Annotated in this window: 20 protein-coding genes and 2 pseudogenes; 10 read left to right on the forward strand and 12 right to left on the reverse strand. The window is 52.9% G+C overall.

Features of this window, described 5'->3' with window-relative positions; genetic code table 11:
* Positions 1 to 208: 208 nt before the first annotated feature.
* On the reverse strand, positions 209 to 955 hold the full coding sequence (locus ABRZ26_RS12535) for an SDR family NAD(P)-dependent oxidoreductase (RefSeq protein WP_319604468.1): 747 nt from the start codon (positions 953 to 955) through the stop codon (positions 209 to 211).
* Between the two features lie 109 nt (positions 956 to 1,064).
* Positions 1,065 to 2,123, reverse strand: coding sequence for a zinc-dependent alcohol dehydrogenase (locus ABRZ26_RS12540; protein ID WP_319604469.1), 1,059 nt, complete (start codon positions 2,121 to 2,123; stop codon positions 1,065 to 1,067).
* 701 nt (positions 2,124 to 2,824) lie between these two features.
* Between ABRZ26_RS12540 and ABRZ26_RS12545 the strand changes: the two genes are divergently transcribed.
* The 3 genes and pseudogenes from ABRZ26_RS12545 (at position 2,825) to ABRZ26_RS12555 (ending at position 5,327) form a co-directional block, all read left to right on the forward strand.
* The gene (locus ABRZ26_RS12545; protein WP_319604470.1) at positions 2,825 to 4,138 is read left to right on the forward strand and encodes an MFS transporter; all 1,314 of its coding nucleotides are present in this window, start codon (positions 2,825 to 2,827) and stop codon (positions 4,136 to 4,138) included.
* Positions 4,139 to 4,340: 202 nt separating this feature from the next.
* Positions 4,341 to 4,601: pseudogene (locus tag ABRZ26_RS12550) on the forward strand (AraC family ligand binding domain-containing protein); the annotation flags it as partial.
* 54 nt (positions 4,602 to 4,655) lie between these two features.
* Entirely contained in the window at positions 4,656 to 5,327 is a 672-nt protein-coding gene (locus ABRZ26_RS12555) for a helix-turn-helix domain-containing protein (protein WP_319604575.1), read from the forward strand.
* A gap of 105 nt (positions 5,328 to 5,432) precedes the next feature.
* Here ABRZ26_RS12555 and ABRZ26_RS12560 read toward each other — a convergent pair whose 3' ends face one another.
* The 8 genes and pseudogenes from ABRZ26_RS12560 to ABRZ26_RS12595 form a co-directional block, all read right to left on the reverse strand.
* Positions 5,433 to 5,561 (reverse strand): entericidin A/B family lipoprotein, encoded by a 129-nt coding sequence (locus ABRZ26_RS12560; protein WP_319604471.1) that lies wholly within the window; start codon positions 5,559 to 5,561, stop codon positions 5,433 to 5,435.
* 125 nt (positions 5,562 to 5,686) lie between these two features.
* Positions 5,687 to 5,953: pseudogene (locus ABRZ26_RS12565) on the reverse strand (type II toxin-antitoxin system ParD family antitoxin).
* A 16-nt stretch (positions 5,954 to 5,969) separates the two neighbouring features.
* Complete coding sequence (gene hemW, locus ABRZ26_RS12570; RefSeq protein WP_319604472.1) at positions 5,970 to 7,112, reverse strand: radical SAM family heme chaperone HemW; 1,143 nt, start codon at positions 7,110 to 7,112, stop codon at positions 5,970 to 5,972.
* Positions 7,105 to 7,698, reverse strand: coding sequence for an RdgB/HAM1 family non-canonical purine NTP pyrophosphatase (rdgB, locus tag ABRZ26_RS12575; RefSeq protein WP_319604473.1), 594 nt, complete (start codon positions 7,696 to 7,698; stop codon positions 7,105 to 7,107). Before rdgB ends, hemW begins: the two co-directional genes overlap by 8 nt.
* Positions 7,699 to 7,715: 17 nt before the next feature.
* Positions 7,716 to 8,006: a DUF167 family protein YggU gene (gene yggU / locus ABRZ26_RS12580; RefSeq protein ID WP_319604474.1), complete on the reverse strand. Its 291-nt coding sequence runs from the start codon at positions 8,004 to 8,006 to the stop codon at positions 7,716 to 7,718.
* A complete protein-coding gene (locus tag ABRZ26_RS12585) occupies positions 8,003 to 8,557 on the reverse strand; it encodes a YggT family protein (protein WP_319604475.1) in 555 nt (184 codons plus the stop codon). The genes yggU and ABRZ26_RS12585 overlap by 4 nt, the downstream gene beginning before the upstream one ends.
* Before the next feature lie 47 nt (positions 8,558 to 8,604).
* Positions 8,605 to 9,426: a pyrroline-5-carboxylate reductase gene (proC, locus tag ABRZ26_RS12590; protein WP_319604476.1), complete on the reverse strand. Its 822-nt coding sequence runs from the start codon at positions 9,424 to 9,426 to the stop codon at positions 8,605 to 8,607.
* 68 nt (positions 9,427 to 9,494) lie between these two features.
* Entirely contained in the window at positions 9,495 to 10,208 is a 714-nt protein-coding gene (locus ABRZ26_RS12595) for a YggS family pyridoxal phosphate-dependent enzyme (protein ID WP_319604477.1), read from the reverse strand.
* A gap of 20 nt (positions 10,209 to 10,228) precedes the next feature.
* On the opposite strand from ABRZ26_RS12595, the gene ABRZ26_RS12600 reads away from it, so the two are divergent.
* From ABRZ26_RS12600 to ABRZ26_RS12625, 6 genes are all read left to right on the forward strand, one after another.
* Positions 10,229 to 11,224, forward strand: coding sequence for a type IV pilus twitching motility protein PilT (locus tag ABRZ26_RS12600; protein ID WP_319604478.1), 996 nt, complete (start codon positions 10,229 to 10,231; stop codon positions 11,222 to 11,224).
* Between the two features lie 396 nt (positions 11,225 to 11,620).
* Positions 11,621 to 12,934, forward strand: coding sequence for a GntP family permease (locus ABRZ26_RS12605; protein WP_319604479.1), 1,314 nt, complete (start codon positions 11,621 to 11,623; stop codon positions 12,932 to 12,934).
* A 16-nt stretch (positions 12,935 to 12,950) separates the two neighbouring features.
* On the forward strand, positions 12,951 to 14,099 hold the full coding sequence (locus ABRZ26_RS12610) for a glycerate kinase family protein (RefSeq protein ID WP_319604480.1): 1,149 nt from the start codon (positions 12,951 to 12,953) through the stop codon (positions 14,097 to 14,099).
* Positions 14,100 to 14,497: 398 nt separating this feature from the next.
* Positions 14,498 to 15,652: a CdaR family transcriptional regulator gene (locus ABRZ26_RS12615; protein ID WP_319604481.1), complete on the forward strand. Its 1,155-nt coding sequence runs from the start codon at positions 14,498 to 14,500 to the stop codon at positions 15,650 to 15,652.
* Between the two features lie 333 nt (positions 15,653 to 15,985).
* Entirely contained in the window at positions 15,986 to 17,551 is a 1,566-nt protein-coding gene (locus tag ABRZ26_RS12620) for a PTS transporter subunit EIIC (protein ID WP_319604482.1), read from the forward strand.
* 11 nt (positions 17,552 to 17,562) lie between these two features.
* A complete protein-coding gene (locus tag ABRZ26_RS12625) occupies positions 17,563 to 18,912 on the forward strand; it encodes a class-II fumarase/aspartase family protein (protein WP_319604483.1) in 1,350 nt (449 codons plus the stop codon).
* Positions 18,913 to 19,004: 92 nt separating this feature from the next.
* Here ABRZ26_RS12625 and ABRZ26_RS12630 read toward each other — a convergent pair whose 3' ends face one another.
* Both ABRZ26_RS12630 and ABRZ26_RS12635 read right to left on the reverse strand, forming a co-directional pair.
* Positions 19,005 to 20,552 (reverse strand): BglG family transcription antiterminator, encoded by a 1,548-nt coding sequence (locus tag ABRZ26_RS12630; protein ID WP_319604484.1) that lies wholly within the window; start codon positions 20,550 to 20,552, stop codon positions 19,005 to 19,007.
* Positions 20,553 to 20,837: 285 nt separating this feature from the next.
* Positions 20,838 to 22,394, reverse strand: a complete 1,557-nt coding sequence (locus ABRZ26_RS12635) for a methyl-accepting chemotaxis protein (protein WP_319604485.1) — start codon at positions 22,392 to 22,394, stop codon at positions 20,838 to 20,840.
* A 755-nt stretch (positions 22,395 to 23,149) separates the two neighbouring features.
* On the opposite strand from ABRZ26_RS12635, the gene nsrR reads away from it, so the two are divergent.
* Positions 23,150 to 23,575, forward strand: coding sequence for a nitric oxide-sensing transcriptional repressor NsrR (gene nsrR, locus ABRZ26_RS12640; protein ID WP_319604486.1), 426 nt, complete (start codon positions 23,150 to 23,152; stop codon positions 23,573 to 23,575).
* The last annotated feature ends 27 nt before the right edge of the window (positions 23,576 to 23,602 follow it).

The raw sequence follows: 23,602 nt of genomic DNA on the forward strand, positions 1-23,602 counted from the left end.
GCCACATTCGTGGCGCTGAGGTTGATGACAAACCTTCCCAACGCCGTCATTCCGCGAAGGCGGGAATCAGCTAATGGCGGTTTACGGTTTCAGTAGGAGATTCCCGTCTGCAACCGCTGGAATGACTGGACGTAGCCGAGGATGACAATGGCGTGTTATAGGCTTTGTCATTCGTCTTCCTCCCGCCACTGCAATCCTGCTCCCCGATTTAAGCCGTCATGTACATTCCGCCGTTCACATCCAGTGTGCAACCCGTCATGTATTGGGAATCATCGCTGGCGAGGAAGGCGATCACCGTCGAGACATCCCGCGGCTCGCCAAGGCGTCCCATCGGAATGTTATCGGTGCCGTAATTATTATTGCGGGTCATGTCTGTCAGAATAAGGCCCGGCGCAATGGCGTTTACCGTTATATTGTCTTTCGCCGTCAGCCGCGCATAGGTTTTCGATACCGCGGCAAGGCCGCCTTTTGACGCGGCATAACTGGCTGAAGCGGCAATCGCGCCGACCCGCATGGACATTGAGGCGATGTTGACGATACGGCCATATTGCTGTCGCCGCATGATACGGATCGCCTCGCGACAGCAAAGATGGGCGCCGCGCAAATTGATGTTCTGAACCAGATCCCATTGCGCCGCGTCAACCTCTTCAAGCGGCGTCGTTGGGCATATGCCGGCGCCATTGATGAGAATATGAACGGTGCCGAACTTTTCCAGAGTGAAGGCAAACAGGGCGTCGATATTATCCGGTTTGGACACATCGGTCTTGAAAGCATGGCAATGACAACCGGTCGCCTGCTCAATTTCGCGCGCGGTGGTTTGCGCCACATCGTATAATAAATCGGAAATAATGATCCCGGCCGCGCCGCGTTCTGCCAGACACAGCGCGGTATCTTTTAATATGCCACGCGCGGCCCCAGTTATAACTGCATATTTACCTGCAAAAATTTTAGACATTTTAAATCCTCTTTATTTTAAATAGCGACGTTATTACCCCCTGCCTCTATTTTGCTGAATTACCCGGCGTGTTCCGGCGATGATCGCCCACCGTGATTTAAGAATTAAGTTAGGGTTCGAGAATAATGCGCAGACCTTTTTTCTCGTCGAGTAATTTCATGGCTTGCTCAAAATCATTCAAAGGGAATACGAAACTTGCCACATCGTCAATCTTCACTTGCCCGGTAGCCAGCATATTGAGGGCTTTGAACCATGTGCTGTTGCCATAGGCCCGGTTGCCGATAATGCTGATTTCCCGCATGGCAATCGTCGTCATCGGGATTTCGCTCGGTTTCGCCGGCAGACCGGTAACGCCGATTCTTCCCCGCTTGGCCGCCATTTGCACGGCCTGCGGAACCGCGCCGAAAAAGCCGGTCATGTCGTAAATGACTTCCGCGCCTTGCCCGTTGGTCAGTTCCATGACTTCGGCGGCCGCATCCGTTTTGCTGGCGTTAATCACATAGTGGGCGCCAAAATTTTTCGCCACCGTCAACCTGTCGCCATCCGCGTCGGTACCGGTCACGATGATTTTTTGTACGCCGATGGATTTCAGAATAATGACCATGAGCAGGCCGATCGCGCCGGGACCCATGACGACCGCCGTGTCTCCGAAATCAGGTTTCACTCGGTCAATCGCATTCAACGATACGCAGAACGGCTCCAACAAGGCGCCGACGTTAAAACTGATGTTGTCATCCAGTTTCAGCAGATTTTCACTTCTGACGGCGCAATATTCTGCAAATGCGCCGAATACGGTGGTCCCGATGAACGGACGATGATCGCAAACTTCATGTCCGCCTTCCGCACAATAATGGCATGCGTTACAGTGAAGGCCGGGATTAACCACGACACGATCGCCAACCCGCCAATTTTTTACTTCTTTCCCGACTTCGGCGATGACTCCGCAAAATTCATGACCAAAGACCATAGGGAATTTCATGCCGGGATAGGATTTAGCAATGGCTTCATTCCAGTGCCATAGAGAATGATCGGTCCCGCAAATGCCGCAGGCTTTTACTTCAATTAAACATTGTGTCGCATCGATTTCCGGAATAGGAATTTGCGCGACCTCCATACAGAAAGGCTCGCCTTTGGTTTTAATCAGCGCTTTCATGGTGTTATTATGCATAATAAACTCCCATCGAATTATTTAGGGTATAGTCCACAGATACATGATGACGTCATTTTTATAAGCATAATATTTCTTTCAATCATGAAACATTGACAATCCAAGCCATTAGCAGGACAAAGTGAGCATTTGTATTTCTTATAATTAATTGTTAATTAAAATCTTATTGATAGCAGAAATAATACTATTTCAGCAGTGAGTTGGCGGTATTTTATACTCAGGGCTATTGCTTTTTTAAAGAGGAAAATAAACATAATTGTGCGCCGGCGCATAATTCTCATCCTGTGATCGAACTTATCGGGTGTGCTGCAATTGGCATAACTTGATCTCTTTCACATTTTTTAAAGCGTATATTTTTCGAGAATTTAATTCGTTAACCGATTTGTTGTTTCTATATAATTGCTTTATAAAAATAAATCCAATATTTCCCGGCGTATTCCATTCCCCATGTACGATTTGTCCTGCTAATTGCTGTAAATGTCGATGTCTTGTTGACATGCGCCGGTCTTATACTTGGTGAATGAAAAATAGGGTAATAAGTTTAATAAAATTAATGAAATATTAAAAACGACATATATTGGATAACGGTACCCCCTTAGGCTTAAATGATAATTTAAATGGAGGTTAACTGATGTTCATTCAATTAGGGGAAAGTGCTGCTCGCCATGTAGTCATTCCTGTTTTTACCAAGGAGTCACAGAATGAGCATTTCATCAATGAGCACTTCAATCGGTAATCGTCGGTGGGGGATCATTGCCTACCTGTTTCTTAATTATATCGCCATGTTTATCGCCCGAACCGGGATGTCGATGTGCGGCCCGATATTCCTGGAAGAGTATAACTGGACCGCTACCGAATTCGGCTGGATATCTACCGCCTTTTTTATTGGTTATGCCATCACCATGATGCCGGCGGGTATTTTGTCCGATCGTTACGGCGGCAGTATCGTACTGGTAATCGGAACATTATGGTGGGCGGTGTTCACTTTCCTGACGCCGTTGGTCGGTTCGACTGTGGGTTTGATGATCTTGATTCGCATCCTGGTGGGGATTGGGCAGGGGGTCGTGGTGCCGTCCGACTGTGCGATAGTCGCCAGTTGGGTGCCGCAAAAGGAAGCGGGGTTGGCGAGCGGTTTCAGACAGGCGGGATGCCCGTTGGGAATTGCTATTTCCATGGGGCTGGCGGCTTATATCATTGAGATATGGAATTGGCAGGCCGTTTTTTATTCCTTCTCCATGTTGGGGATTTTGTGGTGCCTGATCTGGTGGTATCCAATGAAAGGAACGTCCCATCCCAGCATCGATACCAAAATTAGTCATGCGGAATTAATGTATATAGAAGCCGGACAAGTTAAACCCGTGCAACAAACGGCGGTTGCGGAGCCGGCGGCCAGCGAATTAACCAAAAAGGATATCTTCTCAACGCCATCCATCTGGGCCTATTCGCTCTCCTATTTTTGCGCCCTCTATCTCTTTTTCATGTTTATGAGTTGGCTGCCCACTTATTTTGCTTTGGGCAGGGGCATCAATCTGAAACTGAGCGCCATCTATTCCATGTTGCCTTATCTTGTCGCGATTGCCGCTTATCCGATCGGCGGTTTGGCCGCGGACTACTTTTCCAATCGCTGGGGGCCGGGTATTGGGCGAAAACTCCCCGTGATTTGCGGTATGCTGCTGGCCGGGTTGTTTTTGATTCTCGCCATACGGGTAACCAGTTTGCCCGGGGCGGTTAGTTTGATTTCCACATCAAACTTCTTTCTCTGTTTTACCATGGGCGCGTATTTCTCCATTCCCATGGAATTCTCCGTGAAGTTTACCGGCACTATTGTCGGGTTATGCAGTCTGTTCGGTTCCATCGGCGGTATTTTTGCGCCAGTATTGACCGGATGGATTATCGACCTGTCATCCGGCCAATATGAATATGGCCTGTACCTGGGGGCCGGCATCGCCATTTTGGGGGCTTTGTTTGCCGCGATAATACGTATTCGTCCCATTGAGAAAAAGTCGGTTGCGTAGGCAGCCACCACCTAGTCGGTGAATCAAGATAGCGACACGGCCTGAATTAATCGCAGCGATGCACCGACTGACTACCTGGAGGACGTTGGTTTATTCTTTTCGCCTGCTATAGCACGTTACCGTGGAAATGGTTTATCGCTAATCCTGCTTGTATTCCAAATATTAATCGAAAGATTGGATCAGATTAAACGGGAGAAATGCCATGACGACGACGATTCCCGTCTATGCTCTTTATAAAGAACGCCCCGAGTTAAGCTGGGATATCTTTTTTAATTTGGAATGGATTCCTTACCGATCCAGGCTATATGATTGGAAAATTGAACCGCATTTACATAAAAATCTCATTCAATTGCAGTTTATACAACGTGGCAGCGTGGATGTATCACTAAATTGCTCAAAACAGCTCGCCCATTCACCCTGCCTGATTTTGATACCGGCTACAACGGTACATGCTCTTCATTACACGCCAAACACCGAAGGGATGACGATTACCGCTTCTCAGAAACCGCTGGAGTCAATGGCAAACCTGCTGGCGCCGGGCCTGATGAAGCTGATTCACAAACCGTGCGTCATTGCGCTGGATGAGGCGGCCGGGGATAAAAAAAGGGTGCTGGATTTTTACAAAGCCATGTTGCGCGAACTCCGCGTGCCGACGGTGAATCAAACGGCGATGTGCATGTCGCTGTTTACCTCGCTCTTTATTTACCTGGCGCGCATTAGCGATCTGTCGCCGGAGCAGCGGGAACTGGCCGCCTGTTCACGCAAGGCGGCGCAGATTAATAAGTTCCTGCGTAGCGTGGATCGGCAATTCAGGTTGCGGCTTTCGGTCAACGACTATGCCGGTGAAATGGGCATGTCGCCCGGCCACCTTTCCCGGCTATGCCGTATCGCTCTGGGAATGTCGAGTCTTGATGTGATTAATATGCGGGTGATTCAGGAGGCGCAGTGCGAACTGGTGTACACCGCGCAAACCATCAAACAACTGGCGGCATCGCTGGGGTTTAACGATGAAGCCTACTTTACCCGCTTTTTTCATAAACACACCGGCGTGAGTCCGAAACAGTTCCGCGAACTGGCGGTGCAGCAAATTACCTTGTCGGAGTCGTTGCCGACGGCGGATGCGCCACCGGATAAACCGGTTCAGCGCGATGATTGCGAAGAAGAGGATGACGAAATGCAAGTCGTGTAACCCATCAGCGGTAGCGCTTGCAGGTTGAGCAACTAAAAACAACCCCGGCAGGGATATCCTCCGGGGTTGTTTTTGCGCAGTGAACAGCGCTCAATAGGTTGCGTGTTAACTGGCTGAACTGGAAATTTTACTGCCCAGTTTTTCCACGTCCTGACCAAAGCCGCGCGCGGTGTTGCAACCGCTCAATACCGCCGCCATCAATAGCGATGCGATGAGTAATTTTATAGCTTTCATTATCGTCACCAGCAGATTTCAACATGCCTACACTTTGTCATAACCGTGCGCAAAAATTCAATCTCGAACAGGCTGAAAAAGTGGAAATTTATCGGGATAGTCAGCCGGATGTCCGCGGGGTGAGCTTAATTCGTTTTTGTCGACGCCTGCACTTTATCCCTGACTTTTTGCAGAAACTCATCGCGATTCCATTCCTGTGGCTCTCCGCTATTTAATCCGTCGGCGATCAGATTACGCAGTTTTTGCAGGTCGGACTCAGCCTGTTTTTCACGCAGCATTCTGATTGCCTCCCGAATGACTTCACTCTGTGTTCGCTAATCACCGGACTCAACCAGCGACTCCACGTAGTGTCGCAGTTCATCTCCGAGATCAATGGTTATCGTTCCGGCCATAACTATCGGCCCGGCTTTATTCCGCTTCCGGCAGAAACAGCTCCAGCAGCGAATTGAGAAACAGCTTGCCGTGCTCGGTAATTTGCCAGTGGGCGGCGGTCTCAACCAGGTAACCCTGCGCCAGCGCCTGTTCCAGTTGCGGGCGGATTACGCTTTCATCCAGCCCGGTGTAGGCGGTAAAGTCGGCGCGCGGGGCGGCTTCCAGCAGGCGAAAACGGTTCATAAAGAACTCGAAGGCGCGGTCTTCGCCGGCGACCTGGTGCTGTTTATCCAGATAGTCGCCCCGCATATAGCCGCGCGGATGGCGGGTTTTCACCGTGCGCAGAATACGCCCGTCGCGGAACGTCAGCTTGCCGTGCGCGCCGCAGCCGATGCCCAGATAGTCGCCAAAGCGCCAGTAGTTCAGGTTGTGCCGACATTGATAGCCCGGTTTGGCGTAGGCCGAGGTTTCATATTGCTGATAACCGGCCGCGCTCAGCAAACGGTGACCCTGCTCATAAATGTCCCATAGCTCGTCGTCGTCCGGCAGTTTGGGCGGGCGCGAGCCGAACAGCGTATTGGGTTCGATGGTGAGCTGATACCACGACAAATGCGGCGGGTTGAGGGCAATCGCCTGACGCAGGTCGTCCAGCGCCTCTGCCAGAGACTGGTCGGGCAGGCCGTGCATCAGGTCGAGGTTAAAGCTGCGTAATCCCAGTCCGGCGGCCAGCTGCGCGGCGCGTTTGGCTTCAAGCGGGCCGTGAATGCGTCCCAGCCGGGTCAGCTTTTGTTGATTGAAACTTTGTACGCCGATCGAAATGCGGTTGATGCCCGCGCGCTGATAGCCGCTGAAGCGATCGGCCTCCACCGTGCCGGGGTTCGCCTCCATGGTGATTTCGGCGTCGGGATCAAGGGGGAGGCGCGCCCGCACGCCGTCCAGCAGGGATTGCATCGCATCCGCGCTCAGCAGGCTGGGCGTTCCGCCGCCGATAAAAATAGAGTGCAGCGCCCGGCCATCCGCCAGCGGCAGGTCGGCATCCAGATCGGCCAGCAGATGGTCGACATATTCCTGATGCGGCACGTCGCCTTTCAACGCATGAGAGTTGAAGTCGCAGTAGGGGCACTTTTGTACGCACCAGGGAATATGAATGTACAGGCTGAGCGGCGGCAGCTTAAGCATTGCGCAGGGCATCCAGCAGCAAACGCAGCGCCTGACCGCGATGGGAGCGGGCATGCTTTTCTTCGCGCGTCAGTTCCGCCGCCGTTTTTCCCAATTCCGGCACGATAAAGATCGGATCGTAGCCAAAACCTCCGTCGCCGGCGGGTTCGCGCGCCAGCACACCGCTCCAGCTACCGTGGAACACCAGCGGGGTCGGGTCTTCGGCATGGCGCAGATAAACCAGTACGCAATGGAAGCTGGCGCCGCGTTGTTCATCGGGAACGTCTTGCAGCGCGAGCAACAGTTTGTCCAGATTCTGGCGGTCGCTGGCGTCAACGCCGGCGTAGCGTGCCGAGTAGATGCCCGGCGCGCCGCCCAGCGCATCCACCGCCAGACCGGAATCGTCGGCAATCGCCGGCAGACCGGTTAACTTTGCGGCGTGACGCGCTTTCAGAATCGCATTCTCGATAAATGTCAGGCCGGTTTCTTCCGCGGAATCCACGCCCAGTTCGGTTTGCGCCACGATATCCAGGCCAAAATCCGCCAGCAGACTGGCAAGTTCGCGCACTTTACCGGGGTTGCCGGTAGCCAAAACCACTTTTTGCATATGTTTTTCCTGCGTGTTTATTCAATGAGGTCCGCGACTTCCGTCGGGATGTGTTGCGGATTGATGATTTTAATCTGTTTATGCCGCCCCAGTTCGCCTTTTTCAATAATGACCAGACTCTTGGCGACCCGGAATTGTTTGGCGAGGAATTTGGTCAGATGGGCGTTGGCCTGACCGTCGACCGGCGGCGCGGTCACGGCGACTTTCAGCTCGTCGCCGTGCAGCCCGACAATCTGGTCGCGGCTGGCTTTCGGCTGAATATACAGCCGAATCACCAGGTCGTCATCTTGGCGAGTGACGGCGCTCACAGCAGGAACCACAGCCCCGGGAACAGATCCATGCCCAGATAATTGAACAGATAGAGGATCAGGATCACCGCCATGGCTGAAAAATCGATGCCGCCCATCACCGGAATGATCCGGCGAATCGGCGCCATAAGCGGCTCGGTCAACTGATGCAGCAGATATTCGATCGGGCTGCGGCCCTGGCTGATCCAGCTCATCAGGGAACGAATAATCACGATCCAGAAGATCAGATAACCGGCGGACTTGACCAGGGAAAGTAAACCGACCAGCAGGTTCATCGGGCTGAGCGACAGCGCGCCGACCTGAATCAACAGCAGCAGCGGATATTTGATGGTGGTCAGAATAAACGCCAACAGCAGCGACGCGCTGTCGATCGGCCCCAATGAAGGCAGGATCCGGCGCAGCGGCCCGACAACCGGCTGCGTGATTTTCACCACGAATTGCGAAAGGGGGTTATAAAAATCACTGCGCGACCACTGCATCCAGATGCGTAACAGCAGAACGATTACGTAGAGGTCGATGAGCGTTTTGACCAGAAAAGTCAGGGTAAGCATAGGTACGTCGGTTCCTTAATAAAATGGGGTGATTATTCACGTTGCCTTCAGAACAGCTTTTCCATTTCCTGAGCGCGCTTGACGGCGGCCTGCATGGCCTCCGACACGATTTGCGTCAGTTGGCGTTCGTTGAATACCCGTAACGCTTCGGCCGTGGTGCCGCCTTTCGACGTCACATTTTCGCGCAGGGTCGACAGCGGCGTCTCCGGGCTGGCTTCCACCAGCGCGGCGGCGCCGGAGGCGGACTGCTGCACCAGCAAACGCGCGGTCTCGGCATCAAACCCCTGGCGGATGGCTTCCTGCTGCATCGCTTCCATAAACAGGAAAAAATACGCGGGCGCGCTGCCGGCGGCGGCAATCACTGCGTTAATATCCTGCTCGTTTTCCACCCAGCATACTTTACCCACGCTTTTCATCAACCCGGCGGTAAAGTCGCGATCGGTGGCGCTGACGGCGGCGGGGGCATACAATCCGCTCATCCCTTTTCCCACCAGCGAAGGGGTATTGGGCATGATGCGTACAATGTTCAGCGCGTCGCCCAGCAGGGCCTGAAAACGGCGGATGCTGATGCCGGCGGCAATCGACAGCACCAGCTTGCCGGCGAAATCCACCTGCTGACGCAAAGGTTGGCACACGCTCGCCATCATTTGCGGTTTTACCGCCAGCACAATAACGTCTGCTTCTCTGGCGCTTTGCTCGTTATCCGCGCTGCTGATCACGCCGTATTTGGCCGCCAGCGCGTCGCGATGGGTGCCGGACGGCGCGCACACGCTGATATTTCGCGCGGGATAACCCTCATCAATCAACCCGGCAATAATGGCCTGCGCCATATTGCCTGCGCCGATAAATGCTATTTTACGTTGTTGCATCTAAGCTCTCACTGATTTCTTGTTGTGTTAACCGTTGTCGATGTGGCCGGCGATGTCGCCGCGTTGGGTTATTTCGTCGACGTCGAGTAATCCCGCGCGCCGAAAATGGCGGTGCCGATTCGCACCAGCGTGCTGCCCGCGGTGATGGCGGCGCGCATATCATCGGTCATACCCATCGATAAGGTGTCGATGTGGGGGTAGTGTAATGCCAACTGTTGAAACAAATCATCCATTTGCCGGAATACGGCAAGCTGGCGCTGATAGTCGTTTTCCGGGGCCGGGATCGCCATCAACCCGCGCAGCCGCAGATTCGGCAATGCCGCCACGCTGGCCGCCAGCGACGATAATTCGTCAATCTTAATGCCGGATTTGCTCGCTTCATTGCTGATATTAATTTGCAATAGCACATTCAGCGGCGGCAATGTCGTCGGGCGTTGTTCGCTTAAACGATGCGCGATGCGCAGACGATCCACCGTATGGAACCAGTCGAAATTTTCAGCGACCAGTCGACTTTTATTCGACTGTAATGGACCGATAAAGTGCCATTCTAAATCGAGTTCCGGCCGGTTTTGCCGAAAGTAATGGATTTTGTCCACGCCTTCCTGCACATAGTTTTCGCCAAACGCCCGCTGCCCGGCGTCGATCGCTTCTTCGATAGCGGTTACAGGCTTGGTTTTGCTGACTGCAAGCAGCTTTACTTCTTCCGGCGCCCGCGCGCACTGTTGTGCGGCAGCGACGATCTGCTGTCTGATGTCCTGTAGATTCTGCTGGATTGTCGTCATAGTCATTCAGGAGATTATCGATGAATGTGGATGAATGGGTGTCGTTTAGTGTAAAGCATAATGCCTCGGATCTGCACCTGTGTAGCGGACATCCGCCGGTGTTGCGCGTAGACGGTCTGCTGCGCATGGAAAATACCTTACCACGTTTGCGCCCGGAACAGCTGGAACAATGGTGCGCCGACTGGCTTGAGCCGCCCCAGCTACGGCAGCTTCGACGCTGCGGTCAATTGGACTGCGCCCTGGTGCTGGCGGACGGACAGCGCCTGCGGGTCAATCTGTTTCGCCAGCGTCTGGGGTTATCCGCCGCGCTGCGCATCATTCCGTCGGCCCATCCGGCGTTAACCTCGCTGCGCGCGCCGCCGATCCTGTCTGAACTGCTTGAGAAGCCCGACGGCCTGATTTTACTGACCGGCGCCACCGGCAGCGGTAAATCGACCACGCTGGCGGCGATGACAGCGGCGCTGAATCAGAGAAGCCGGCGGCATGTGATCACGCTGGAAGATCCGATCGAGTTTATCCATAGCAGCCGGCAGTGCCTGATCCAGCAGCGCGAAATCGGCCGGGACAGCCAATCGTTCGCAGACGCCCTGCGCGCCGCGCTGCGCGAAGATCCCGATGTGATTTTGTTGGGGGAACTGCGCGATACCGAGACCATCCGCCTGGCGTTAACGGCGGCGGAAACCGGGCATCTGGTGCTGTCCACCCTGCATACCCGCAGCGCGGCGCAGGCGGTGGATCGGCTGGTGGATGTGTTTCCCGGCGATGAAAAAACCTTTGTCCGCAGTCAGCTCGCCGCGTGTTTGCAGGCGGTGATTGCGCAAAGGCTGCTGCCGATGCCGCAAGGCGGGCGTGTCGCCCTGTTTGAAGTGCTGACGGCCACCTCCGCGGTCAGCAATCTGATCCGCGAGGGGAAAAGCCATCAGTTGCCCAGCCTGATCCAGAGCGGCGGGCAGGCCGGCATGCAGACGTTTGAACAAAGCCGTCAGCAGCGTATCCGGGAGGGGCTGCTGCGTTAGGCAGCTTTTTGGTTTAAAAATATCGCAGATTGACGGCATTCACGGGCGAGCGAGCGGGGATGGGCGGCAGTCCTCGATTTTCCCGGCGCCTGGCGCATGGCATCAAACGCCGTCTTACCCTGTTGGCGCGCATTGTGATAAACCTCTCGCTTTCTTGTTCCGCAACATAAAAATTTTTATTTAAACGGCCGATTTTTCGTGTTGCGACACATAGGCCATTTTAGGTGCGCGTAATAAAATAACGACCAACCAATAGATGAGAGGCAGTTTTTATCGACTCAATGGTTTTTTGATAGAACGATATTTTTAATGATCGCGAATTAATACAAATTCCACCAGGGAACTTTGTATCGGCACCCTATTATCGATAACGTAGAAAATATAAGAGGTTTTATTATGCATACCATCGAACCATTGGCATGGTACGGGGCGTTAATCGGTCTTTTTATTGCTATTGTCCTTATTTTTAAGAAAATAAATCCCGTTTATTCATTATTTCTTGGCGCGATTATCGGCGCGATTATCGGTGGCGCCAATCTGGATCAGACGCTGGCGTTATTAACCTCCGGCACGCAGAGCCTGATGGGTACCGTTATCCGCGTGCTGGCCGCCGGGGTGCTGGCCGGCGTGATGATGGAGTCGGGGGCGGCGGAAACCATCGCGCAGGCCATCGTAAGAAAGATGGGCGAAAGTAAAGCCATATTAGCCCTGGCGTTAGCCACCATGATTATTACCGCCGTCGGCGTATTTATTCCCGTCGCGGTATTAATTGTGGCGCCGATTGCATTATCGGTGGGGAATAAAATGGGCATATCGAAGCTGGCGTTATTGCTGGCGCTTTCCGGCGGCGGTAAAGCGGGCAATATTATTTCTCCGAATCCCAATACCATTGCGGCGGCGAATGGTTTTCACCTCAATTTAAGCGACGTGATGATCGCGGGTTTTATTCCCGCCCTCTGCGGTTTGCTGATGACCGTGATGGTCGCCTCATTGCTGAAGAATAAAGGCATCAAGGTCAGCGAAAGCGAAGCCGCGGCGGCCTACGGAACGCAAAACGCGAAGAACGAGAAAAGTTATCCGTCGTTGGGGAAAGCGATTGTCGCGCCTACGGTCGCCGTTATCCTGTTGATGGTTAACCCTATCGGTTCCATCTTCCACATCAGTTCGCTGTCCGCCTTCAAACTTGATGCGCTCTACGTACTGCCGCTTGCCGGCGTCGTCGGGCTGATCGCGATGGGGAAAAAAGACAAGATCATCGCCTATACCACGTCCGGGCTGGAAAAAATGACGGCGACCGTGCTGATTCTGATCGGCGCCGGATCGATAGCCGGGTTGATTGCCGCCTCCGACCTCTCCGTACAGGTCGTGCAATTGATTAATCTTATGGGGATTTCCGGCACCTTCCTGGCGCCGATCTCCGGCATTTTGATGGCGGCGGCGACGGCGTCGACCTCTACCGGCGTCATTCTGGCCACCAGCACTTTCGGTCACGCGATTTCCAATATCGGCATCGCGCCTATCGCCTCTGCGGTCATGGTGCATACCGGCGCGACCGTGATCGACTCTTTACCCCAGGGCAACTATTTCCACGTTACCGCGCAGAGCATGAACATGAGCATCAGACAGCGTATGTGCCTGCTGCCGTATGAAGCGATTGTCGGGGGAACCATGACGATTGTCGCCACCGCGCTTTACGGCTTTATTTTTTAGGATGAGGCAACCCACAATGAAAAAAGAAACCTTTGTTTTAGCTCCCGATTCTTTCAAAGAGAGCATGACGGCGAAAGAAGTGTGTAACGCCATGGAAAAAGGGTTAAGAAAAGTCTTTCCTGATGCGAACTACATTCATGTTCCCATGGCCGATGGCGGTGAAGGCACCACTCAGTCATTAATCGACGCCACACAGGGCAGCCTGTATGCCCTGACGGTCACCGGGCCGTTGGGTAAACCGGTGGAAGCCAGCTATGGCATCATGGGCGACGGCGAGATCGCCGTGATCGAGATGGCGTCCGCCAGCGGCATCCATTTTGTCGACCGCGACACCAAAAATCCGCTGGCGACCACCACCTACGGCACCGGCGAACTGATCCGCGCTTGCCTAGATAGGGGCATTAAAAAGATCATTTTGGGCATCGGCGGCAGCGCCACCAACGACGGCGGCGCCGGCATGGCGCAAGCGCTGGGCGCGCGTTTCTATGACGCCGCCGGCGAACCCCTGCCATGCGGCGGCGGCGCGCTGGGACGCCTGCACCGCATCGATGTCTCTGGGCTGGATAGCCGTCTGGCGCAGGTCGATATTCAGGTCGCCTGCGATGTGACCAATCCGCTGTGCGGCGAACAGGGCGCTTCCGCGATTTTTGGGCCGCAGAAGGGCGCCACGCCGGACATGGTGGCGCAACTGGACGCCAATCTGGCGCACTATGCCGCGGCGATCCGCAGCCAGTTGCATAAAGACGTCGCCGACATACCGGGCGCGGGCGCGGCCGGGGGGCTGGGCGCAGGTTTGATGGCCTTTACGCGTTGCTCGTTGCGCAAAGGCATTGATATTGTGGTGGAGTTCAGCGGGTTGCGCGATAAGCTGGCCGGCGCCGATTTCTGCTTTACCGGCGAAGGGCGCATCGATTATCAGACCAAGTTCGGCAAAACGCCTTATGGCGTCGCCAGAACCGCCAAAGCGCAGGGCGTACCCGTGATTGCCGTCTCCGGCTGTATCGGCGATGGCGTGGATACGCTTTATGACGAAGGCATCGATGTTATTTTCGGTATTATTCCGCATATCGATAGCATTGACGCCTTGCTAAAAGACGGCGCCGTGAATATGGCGCGCGCCTGCGAGAATATTGGCCGGTTACTGAAAACAGCCGCGTATAAATAATACCCGGCGTATAAAAACATCATGGTTAAAACCGTGATCCTGCCGTGGCGTGACGAGATCGCGCCGCGGCTTTTCATTGCTGCTGAATAAGGCGTTATTTTTAAATAAACCAGAAGGCGTTTTATTTAATAACGCGCAGTGATATTCCCTTTGGAATATCAATAGTGATGTTTTATTAAATTACAAAAAATAATAGCGGATTAGATGGCGTTTTCGTCATTAGGCATCATGTATGTTTATACCCGTCATCTTTCAAGTTGCTGGTGCGTTGGCTGTGTTACTCGCCCCTACGGGGCCAGCGCAAGCGCTGTTCAAAACGCTATGCGTTTTGTCCTGCAACTCGAAATCTATTGGGTATATGCGCTATTTTATTTTTTCGCCGCATCAGAGGATAATAAATGACGGATTACTATTTTGACGCGAAATTAGCTTATTCGATCGTCAAACGAACCATGGATATTATTGACTGTAATATCAACGTTATGGATGCCAAAGGCCGCATTATCGGTAGCGGCGATCAAGATCGTATCGGCGAAATTCACGAGGGGGCGCTGCTGGCCCTGACGCAAGAGCGGATCGTATCGATTGACGATGCCTCGACGCACACGTTGCATGGCGTGAAACCGGGCATCAATTTGCCGTTGCGCCTGAACAACCAGATTGTGGGGGTTATCGGTTTGACCGGGAACCCGGAAGGGTTGCTGCAATTTGGCGAACTGGTCTGTATGACGGCGGAGATGATGCTGGAACAGGCGCATTTGTTGCAGCTCTTGGCGCAGAACAGCCGTCTGCGCGAAGAGCTGGTGTTGAGCATGGTACGTAACGACGTCTATTCCTTGACGATGAAAGAGTGGGCGCAACGTCTCGGGGTCGATTTGCAACAGCCGCGCGTCGCCATGGTGGTGGAGTTGGACAGCGGGCAGTTGGGCGTGAGTACCGCCATGAGCGAACTGCAACAGTTGCAGTCGTTGCTGATGGAAACCGGCAAGGATGATCTGATGGCGATTGTTTCGCTCACCGAAATGGTGGTGCTGAAACCGGCATACCTGCACGCGGAGCGCTGGGAGCCGGAGGAGCACAAGCGCCGGATGGCGATGCTGCATCAGCGTCTGCAACAGGAAAGCCCGCTGAAGGGGCGTCTGGCGCTGGGCAAGTTTTTCCCCGGCGAAGGGGGCGTCGCCCGCTCTTACCAGACGGCGAAAACCACGATAAAAGTGGGCAAGCGGCGCATGCCAGACGTCCAGTGCTACTGTTATCAGGACATCAAACTGCCCGTTCTGCTGGATAGTTTGCGCGACGGTTGGCAGGCGACCGAACTGGTTAGCCCCTTGAATCGGTTAAAAGCGATGGACGGCAATGGCGTGTTCAGAAAGACCCTGCATACCTGGATTCGTCACAACCAACAGGCGGGCGCAACCGCCAAGGCCCTCTTTATTCACAAAAATACGCTGGAATACCGGTTACGGCGCATCGCCGAACTGACCGGGTTGAATCTGTCGCTGTTTGAGGATCGCTTCCTGCTTTACGTCGCCGCGCAGCTGGACGAGGAGTAGTTGTTTTCATACTTCAAGTTGCCAGTGCGTTGACTTTGTTATTCGGCCCTCTCTTTTTCGGGGCCGCTGGCCGGTCGGATGGGTTCCCGACGAGTTTGTCCTTTACTTGCCGCGTTATGCCACTCGAATGATTTCGAATATACAACCTGAGTTAATTACGCTAAGCGCAGCGACTTTTCCTGTGCTTCAGTCAGAATTCTTTTTAAATTGTGAATGCCGTCATTATTTTTCAGGGGCAAATGATGAGCTTTAAATCAGCCGTTATTTGACCTTGATGGCGGGATTGTCGTTAGTGTTCTATAAGACCTGTAAATCCACACCAGGGATCTTATTATGAACGCCAATTTTAAAAACGAAATACAAACATTTGGACGCTCGCTATTGTTACCCATTGCCGTATTAGCGCCCGTCGGGATGTTAATGGGTATTTGCAGCGCGTTGGGACAGGCCTATATGATCGATAAGCTGCCTTTTTTAGGTAATGCTTATTTCAAGGCTATTCTGTCGTCCGTTGGTTCAATCAGTAGCGTGGTTTTTCAAAATATTCCGCTGCTGTTCGCGATGGGCGTCGCTTACGGCATGTCGAAAAAAGAAAAAGGAATCGCGGTTTTCTCATCGGTGATCGCTTATATGACGCTGCTGATCTCCATGCACGTTCATTTAAAGCTGATGGGACAATTAGTCAGCGAGGATATGGCCTTTGTCGGGCAGGGCATGGTGCTGGGAATTCAGACGCTGAAAATCGAGGCGCTGGGCGGTATTATCGCCGGTTTACTGGCGGCTAAGGTGACTGACCGTTATTATCGCCTACAGTTGCCGCTGGCTTTTGCGTTCTTCAGCGGTAAAAAATCCGTCGCGATTTTATCCATAGCCTTCACTATCCCGGTCGGGTTGCTGATCCCTTTTATCTGGGATGTCTTTACCGCGGGCATGAAGAGTATTTCAACCGTGATGATGGCGCCTCATATTGGTTCGGGGATCTATATGACGCTGAACCGGCTGTTGATCCCGTTTGGTTTGCATCATGTCCTGAGTTCCACCGTGCGTTTTACCGAGGCGGGCGGAACCTATTTAATCGACGGTCAGACTTATGTCGGTATTTTGCCGGCCATGAACAAAATTCTTTTTGAGTTAGGCCCCAACCATCCGGCATGGAATGAATTTATGCCGACGTTGTCGAGTTATCTGGCGTCGTCGCAAATGCTGACCACCTTATTCCGCGTGCCTGCCATCGGCCTGGCGATGTATCACATGGCGTATTTCAAGAATAAGAAATTCGCCAAAGGGATGATCTTGACCGTGGTGCTTACCGCTGTCCTCGGTAATATCACCGAACCGCTTGAGTTCTCCTTCCTGTTTATTGCGCCGAAACTGTTTATCGTCTATTCGATATTGTGCGGATTATTAACCATACCGCTGCAAATATTGGATGTCTCCATCGGCTATATTCGCGGGACGATTTTTGATTTCGGTATTTTCGGCCTGATGTATGAAAATACCCACTGGGTCAATCTGCTCGTGCTCGGCAGTATCAACTTTGTGGTGTTTTATTTCTTCTTCCGCTGGGCAATCGGCAAATTCGATATAAAAACGCCGGGCCGTGAAAGCGAGATCGCGGACAGCACCCTGTTAAATAACAAAGAGTATGACAAAGTGGCTCAGCTGGTGATTGAAGGGCTGGGGGGAAAAGCCAATATCAAGCGGGTGGAAAACTGTATTTCCCGTCTCCGCGTCGATCTGCACAATCAGAAACTGCTGCAAATGGCGTTGCTTAAAGATGCCGGTTCCATGGGAACATTTATTCCGTCCAGCAACCATATTCATGTTGTATTCGGGCCGCATGTGGAGTTTGTCCGTAACGCGGTGGATGACGCTTTAGCCGGAACCAGACAAGATTAAGAGGGCCTGACATGCGCGCACTGTACGATTCAAAAAGCAAAACCATCGATCATAAAGGGATGAAAGATCTGTTCACTCACGAGGCGAGGGTGCAGTCATGGCTGGATATTGAAGCCGAACTGGCGCTGGCGCAGGCAAAAGTGGGGATGATCCCGCAGGCGGCGGCGCAGAATATCGCCGCCAACTGCAAGCTGGAACGCATTGATTTGGCGGAGATCGAACGCCTGCTGCAACAAATCGGCCACGGTTTTGTTCCGGTGATCAAAGTGCTGGTCAATGCCTGCGACGCCGAAAGCGGCAAGTATGTGCATTATGGCGTGACGACGCAGAATATTCAGCAAACGGCGCATCTGTATCTTGCCAAACGGTTCCATCAACAGCTGATGCAGTTTGTGGACCGCGTGCTGCTTAATCTTGCCCGGCTGGCGACGGAACATAAAGACACGCTGATGGCGGGCCGCACGCACGGTAAACATGCGTTGCCCATCACCTATGGCTATAAGGTTTCCGTGTGGATTTATGAACTGTTGGGCGCGGTCGAGCGCATGCAGGAAGCGGAAAAACGGGTCTTTACCGTGATGATGGGCGGCGCGGTCGGCGCGTTCCACGCCACCGGAGAACCCGGTCGCCGGGTGCAGGATCTGGTGGCGGAGGCGCTAGGCATGTACTCGATGCCTGTCCCTGCACGTAATGCGCGGGTGTATCGGGCTGAATACATCTCGAATCTGTGCCTGTTGGCCACCACGCTGCATAAAATCGCCGAAGAGGTGTACCAAACCTCCAGCGAAGAGTTCGGCGAGGTGTCCGAAGCCTTTGCCAGGGGAACGGTCGGCAGCAGCACCATGCCGCAAAAGGTTAATCCCAAGCTGGCGAAGGGTATTATCGCCAACGCGCAGAGACTGTATGCCGTGCTGACTTCGTCGCTGTATGTCTGTCCGCGTCCGTTTGAAGCGGATAGCTCCGCCTACTTTATTTTTGACGCCAACCTACAGGAAAGCATGGAGCTGATGGCGGAAATTATCCTGCGCGCGGAAGAACTGACCCGCACGCTGGTGATAAACAAGGCGCGGATGCGGCAAAATCTGGATTTGACGCATGGGTTGATCAATAGCGAAAAAATCATGATGAAGCTGGTGGATAAGCTGGGCAAGGATCCGGCCCATGAACTGGTTTATCAGGTGGCGATGCACAGCACCCATGACGATATCGCCTACCGCGAGGCGCTGGCGAGCAACCCGGTGATTGCGGCGAACTTCTCGCAGCAGGAGATCGCCGAACTGCTGGATCCGGCGGCTTATAGCGGATTATGCGCGGTACTGGCGGAAGAGATGGCCGAGCAGGTATTCAAGCGGATAGCGTAAATTCGCACGATTTTTCCCGCAAAACATCAGGGGGGCAACGGTCGTTGCCCCCTGTTTTATTCAATAATGAGTTTGATCGAATAAAAATAGTATCAGATAAAAAAATCGGGGTAGCGCTGCTCCAGCCACTGACGGCGCTGTTGTTGATCCATTTCCGCGGTTTCCTGCAAAAACGCCTCAAGGGGAATTTTCTTTTTCGCCCTTGAAAGCCCTTGCTTGCTCAATAAAGCGATATCATCACGGGTAAGGTAAAAATTCACTTTGATATAATCCAGGCGATAGTATTTCAAATAATTGGATATTTTATTGGTGAAGGTAATTAATAAGTCACAGGGTAATTGCTCCAGCCGCTGCAACTCATTGATGTTGACGCATTCAATAATATCGATATGAAAATACGATTTAAGCGTCTCTTTGAAATAGCCGACCTTGCTTTCTGATGAATTGGTCACGATGACGACGCGTTTTTTCGGCTCGTCATAGAGGCGATTTTGCAACTCGTACTTTTTCAGAATCAAAACCAGCGTCGCCAGATGAATAGGCGAAAATGCGGTTTGATAATGTCGCTCAATCGGCGCGGTAGCCTGACAAACGCCGTCATATAACGCGCTGTAATGGGTCTGCACATCGTGCAATTTTTTATCATCAAAATAGAGATTGAATTTATTCTGCACGATGGCCGAATAAATAAACTGATACAGCTCGGAGAAAAACGCGTGGGTATTATGAATCCGCGCCCGTAATAAAGGCGACAGCGCGGCGCATAATTGCCGCACATGCCGGATTAGCACGGGATCGTACACATTGAAAGGGCGGCGGGTGAAGGTGAGCGACGAGATCAGCAAATTCAGAAACTGATTCTCATGGCGCGGTTCCAGCAGGGAAAAATCCAGCGACTGGATAAAGTCAAGCTGTCGGCCATCGGCGATCGTATGGCCGCGCCGGATGCGATGCAGCGCCATGCTCATATAGACCAGGAAATATTTCTTGCCGTTATAACCCAACTGTATCAGCGGTTCCAGGCGCTGCTGGTAAAGGGCGGCGGCCGTTTCTATTTCATCGGCGCACTGCGTTAAAAATTGGGCGGCAATGGATTTATTGATCGGTTCATTCGCCCGGTGGGGAACCAGGCGGTGGTGTTCCCCAATCTCCACGGTTTTTATAATAATCAAGCAGATAGCGATGCGTAGTGAAATCTCGTCGCCATCCAGCCGCGATCCCTGCTTGGGGATGCTGGTCATCGTCAGGTGGTTGGCGTGTAAAAAGCCGAGCAGCGCCTGATTATCATTTTTCAGCGTCGTCGGGCTAACGTGGAATTTCCGGTAATATTCGCTTTTATTCACCACATCCTGCAAACACAGCGCCACGCTGAGATCTCTGATGCGTTCTTCCGCCGTGGTGATATAGCGGTTGAACTGAATGTGTTCCAGGAAATTGATATATTCCCGATAGCGCATGGCCGTTGTAATGAACTGATTATCAATATGCAGATGGGCGGCGGGCTGAAGCTGTTCATTAACCTCTTTCATGGTGCGCTTAAGCGTGGACAGCGTTTTGCCGAATTTTGCGACGGCTTCTTCAATCGCCAGCGGGCTGTGCTCCTGCACGTATTTCAGAAAGGTAAGATCGAAACGGTTCATGGCGTACTCATGAGGACGATTAACTTAATTATGCGCTGAGCGAAAACAGGCCCATAAAACTGAGTGTAGATCCTATGAGATTCTACAACGGCGATGGCCGACCATACTGCCGGTCAGTCTGCATTTTTCTATAGAGCCTTCATCTTTCAAGTCGCCGGGGGCTGACTGATGACTCGGCCCTTTTCCGGGGCGTTGAATTTACGGCGCGGGTTTGCGGGGAGGATAGCGGCTAGCGTGCGACGACCGCGTCGTCGCACGATGGCGTTTGTTCAGGCATCGTTATCGCTACACCTGAAACGTCGACATGGAGCGGATCAACTGCTGAGACTGTTGTTCCAGCGATTGGGTGGTCTCAGAGAATGATTTCACCAATTGAGTGTTTTGCTGCGCCGCCTTGTCAATCTGCGTGAAGGCGATATTGACCTGTTCAATGCCCCGGTACTGTTCTTGCGTGGCGTTGGAGATATTTTTCATCAACTGGGTGATGCGCATGATCGCGCCATCCATTTCGTCCATGGTTTCGCCCGCGCGGGAAGCCAGTTCCAGCCCTTCGGAAATGCGCGTTTGTGAATCGGTGATCAGCGCGCGGATCTCTTTCGCCGCCTGCGCGCTGTTGTGCGCCAGATTGCGCACCTCGCCGGCGACCACGGCAAACCCGCGCCCTTGCTCGCCCGCCCGGGCCGACTCAACCGAGGCGTTCAGCGCCAGAATATTGGTCTGGAAGGCGATACCGTCAATCACGCCGAGGATGTCGTTGATCCGTTTGGCGCTGGAGTCGATTTCCTGCATTTTCTCGATGACATAACAGACCGACTCACTGCTCAGACCGCTGGTATCCGCCACGCTGTCGGCCAACTGGCGCGCCTGTTCCGCATGTTCGGCGTTATTTTTCACCGTTGCGCTGAGCTGTTCCATACTGGCCGCCGTTTGTTCCAGCGAGGCGGCGGACTCTTCCGTCCGCTCGGAAAGACGGTTATTTTCGGCGAACAGTTCGCGGCTGCCGCGATCGATTTGGGTACTGGCGTCACGCACCTGTCTGACGGAATCCAGCAGCGCGCCCTGCATCCGGCCTATCGCATCGTTCAGCCGCCCGAGTTCGTTATTTCCGCCCTGCATCACGCGGCAGGTCAGATCGCCCTTCGCCACGCGCTCCAGTTGCTCAATAGCGTAATTCAGCGGGTTGAGCAGCATGTGACGCAGCGCGACCCAGGCCAGCGCCACCAGCGATATCGACAGCAGACAGGAAAAAATGATGAGTAGCCGCATTAAGCGTTCATTGCGTTCGGATAACGCCAGTCTCTGTTCAGAGAGCTGCTGCGCGTACTGGCGAAACGTCTGGATGGATTGATCAAATGCGTCGCTTAGCGGGCCGAGCTGTTTTTCGAGTACGTCGTAGTATTCGTCGGTGTACTGTTTTTGCAAGGCGCTGAGCATCGGCGTCATGCCTTGTTCGAGATAGGCCAGGTAGGTTTTCTCGACCGCCAGGGCCAGCTGGTGCCGCTGGGTGTTGGCATCGACAGACTCGATGACGCGGGTAATTTCCTGCTGAGACTGGAGCAGATTGTTTTCTACCGTTTTTGTCGCTTGCGTTCCGTCGTCAAGCAACCCGCTTTCAATTTTTCTGACCGCCAGCGCGGCCGATGCTCTGGCTCTCAGCGTCAGGTTATAGCCGCTCATCAGATTGCTTAATTCTATTCCCTGAATTTTATTCAGCGACAGAAGCGCTTCTTTATCCTTTTTAATTGCCAGGATACCCATAGCGCTAACAATAAGCAGTAATAGCGTGGTCAATAATAGTAGCGTCAATAACCCGGTGCGAATGGAGATGTTTTTCAGTCCCATTGTTTCCTTTTCCTTGTGTGCGATATACAGAGACAAACGTCGTAAACCTTGCAGCCTCGTTAAACCTCAGTTTCCTTCGAGGCCATTCATCAAACAAAACATCACAGAAATTACGGGGTTAGTGCGGCGCGAGCATAGCCGATAGCGGTAAAGCCAGAATAAAATGAGTGAGATACGACCACGCAGACTACCCGGATAACCGGGTAAATCATCTGTCCGTTAACGGATTGGCCGGACAGGCGCGGGGCTTTAGCTTGTCTTTTACGCTCTGCTTAACTAAAAATCGGCTTAAAAACGATAATCATTAGGGCCATGCGACAGATATTTTCATTTTATTGGGAAACCTGTGACGCCGTGCGCTTCACCCGGGCGTCGGCGCTGGAAATATCATGCGATAAAAGCGATGACCTGTTTTGGTACGATCGTCAGGGAAAGACAACATGCGTCGGCCGCCGTCCCTCAACGCGAAGGGTTTAGAACATTGTCGGCATATATCTCTGTATTATCGTTAAATAATTAGCCGTAGCGTTTGAGGCTGGTTTATTATCTTCAATATGGCGTATCTGAAACCTGGAGTCTGGCGCATCCGCTCCTTTTTTCAACGCGCATTGAGTTTTATGACAACGTCGTCCTGTGGCCGTCATCCGCGCCAATGCGGGGATGTCAAACCACACCGAGCCGCAGCGAAAATGCGGTGTTAGCAGGCAGGCGTTTGCCACGCAGGAAAACGATACCCGGAGGTATCAGAGGTACATGTGCAGTTAACGAGTTTTACGGATTATGGCTTGCGGGCGCTGATTTATATGGCGTCGTTGCCCGTCGGGCAAATGACCAGCATTTCAGAAGTGACTGAAGTGTATGGCGTATCGCGTAATCATATGGTCAAAATTATCAATCAACTTAGTCGGGCAGGGCTGGTGATGGCCGTGCGCGGGAAGAATGGCGGGATTCGGTTAGGCAAGCCCGCGGAGACGATCCGAATTGGCGATGTGGTGCGGGAGCTGGAACCGCTCTCGTTAGTTAACTGCCATCATGATTTTTGTCACATCACAACAGCCTGTCGGCTGCAACAGATACTCCGACACGCGGTCCGGCATTTTCTGCATGAACTGGACCAATATACGCTGGCCGACCTGGTCAAAGAAAACCCGCCACTTTACAAATTATTGTTGGTTGAATGAGCTATATTCAGCCTCCAGATGATGACA

This window comes from Brenneria sp. L4-2C (assembly GCF_040240335.1).
Lineage (GTDB): Bacteria > Pseudomonadota > Gammaproteobacteria > Enterobacterales > Enterobacteriaceae > Brenneria.

Bases quoted from the DNA above. Each gene is read 5' to 3' on its own strand.
- ABRZ26_RS12535 (WP_319604468.1), bottom strand. From the start codon at position 955: ATGTCTAAAATTTTTGCAGGTAAATATGCAGTTATAACTGGGGCCGCG.
- ABRZ26_RS12540 (WP_319604469.1), bottom strand. From the start codon at position 2,123: ATGCATAATAACACCATGAAAGCGCTGATTAAAACCAAAGGCGAGCCT.
- ABRZ26_RS12545 (WP_319604470.1), top strand. From the start codon at position 2,825: ATGAGCATTTCATCAATGAGCACTTCAATCGGTAATCGTCGGTGGGGG.
- ABRZ26_RS12555 (WP_319604575.1), top strand. From the start codon at position 4,656: ATGGCAAACCTGCTGGCGCCGGGCCTGATGAAGCTGATTCACAAACCG.
- ABRZ26_RS12560 (WP_319604471.1), bottom strand. From the start codon at position 5,561: ATGAAAGCTATAAAATTACTCATCGCATCGCTATTGATGGCGGCGGTA.
- hemW (WP_319604472.1), bottom strand. From the start codon at position 7,112: ATGCTTAAGCTGCCGCCGCTCAGCCTGTACATTCATATTCCCTGGTGC.
- rdgB (WP_319604473.1), bottom strand. From the start codon at position 7,698: ATGCAAAAAGTGGTTTTGGCTACCGGCAACCCCGGTAAAGTGCGCGAA.
- ABRZ26_RS12585 (WP_319604475.1), bottom strand. From the start codon at position 8,557: ATGCTTACCCTGACTTTTCTGGTCAAAACGCTCATCGACCTCTACGTA.
- proC (WP_319604476.1), bottom strand. From the start codon at position 9,426: ATGCAACAACGTAAAATAGCATTTATCGGCGCAGGCAATATGGCGCAG.
- ABRZ26_RS12595 (WP_319604477.1), bottom strand. From the start codon at position 10,208: ATGACGACAATCCAGCAGAATCTACAGGACATCAGACAGCAGATCGTC.
- ABRZ26_RS12600 (WP_319604478.1), top strand. From the start codon at position 10,229: ATGAATGTGGATGAATGGGTGTCGTTTAGTGTAAAGCATAATGCCTCG.
- ABRZ26_RS12605 (WP_319604479.1), top strand. From the start codon at position 11,621: ATGCATACCATCGAACCATTGGCATGGTACGGGGCGTTAATCGGTCTT.
- ABRZ26_RS12610 (WP_319604480.1), top strand. From the start codon at position 12,951: ATGAAAAAAGAAACCTTTGTTTTAGCTCCCGATTCTTTCAAAGAGAGC.
- ABRZ26_RS12615 (WP_319604481.1), top strand. From the start codon at position 14,498: ATGACGGATTACTATTTTGACGCGAAATTAGCTTATTCGATCGTCAAA.
- ABRZ26_RS12620 (WP_319604482.1), top strand. From the start codon at position 15,986: ATGAACGCCAATTTTAAAAACGAAATACAAACATTTGGACGCTCGCTA.
- ABRZ26_RS12625 (WP_319604483.1), top strand. From the start codon at position 17,563: ATGCGCGCACTGTACGATTCAAAAAGCAAAACCATCGATCATAAAGGG.
- ABRZ26_RS12630 (WP_319604484.1), bottom strand. From the start codon at position 20,552: ATGAACCGTTTCGATCTTACCTTTCTGAAATACGTGCAGGAGCACAGC.
- ABRZ26_RS12635 (WP_319604485.1), bottom strand. From the start codon at position 22,394: ATGGGACTGAAAAACATCTCCATTCGCACCGGGTTATTGACGCTACTA.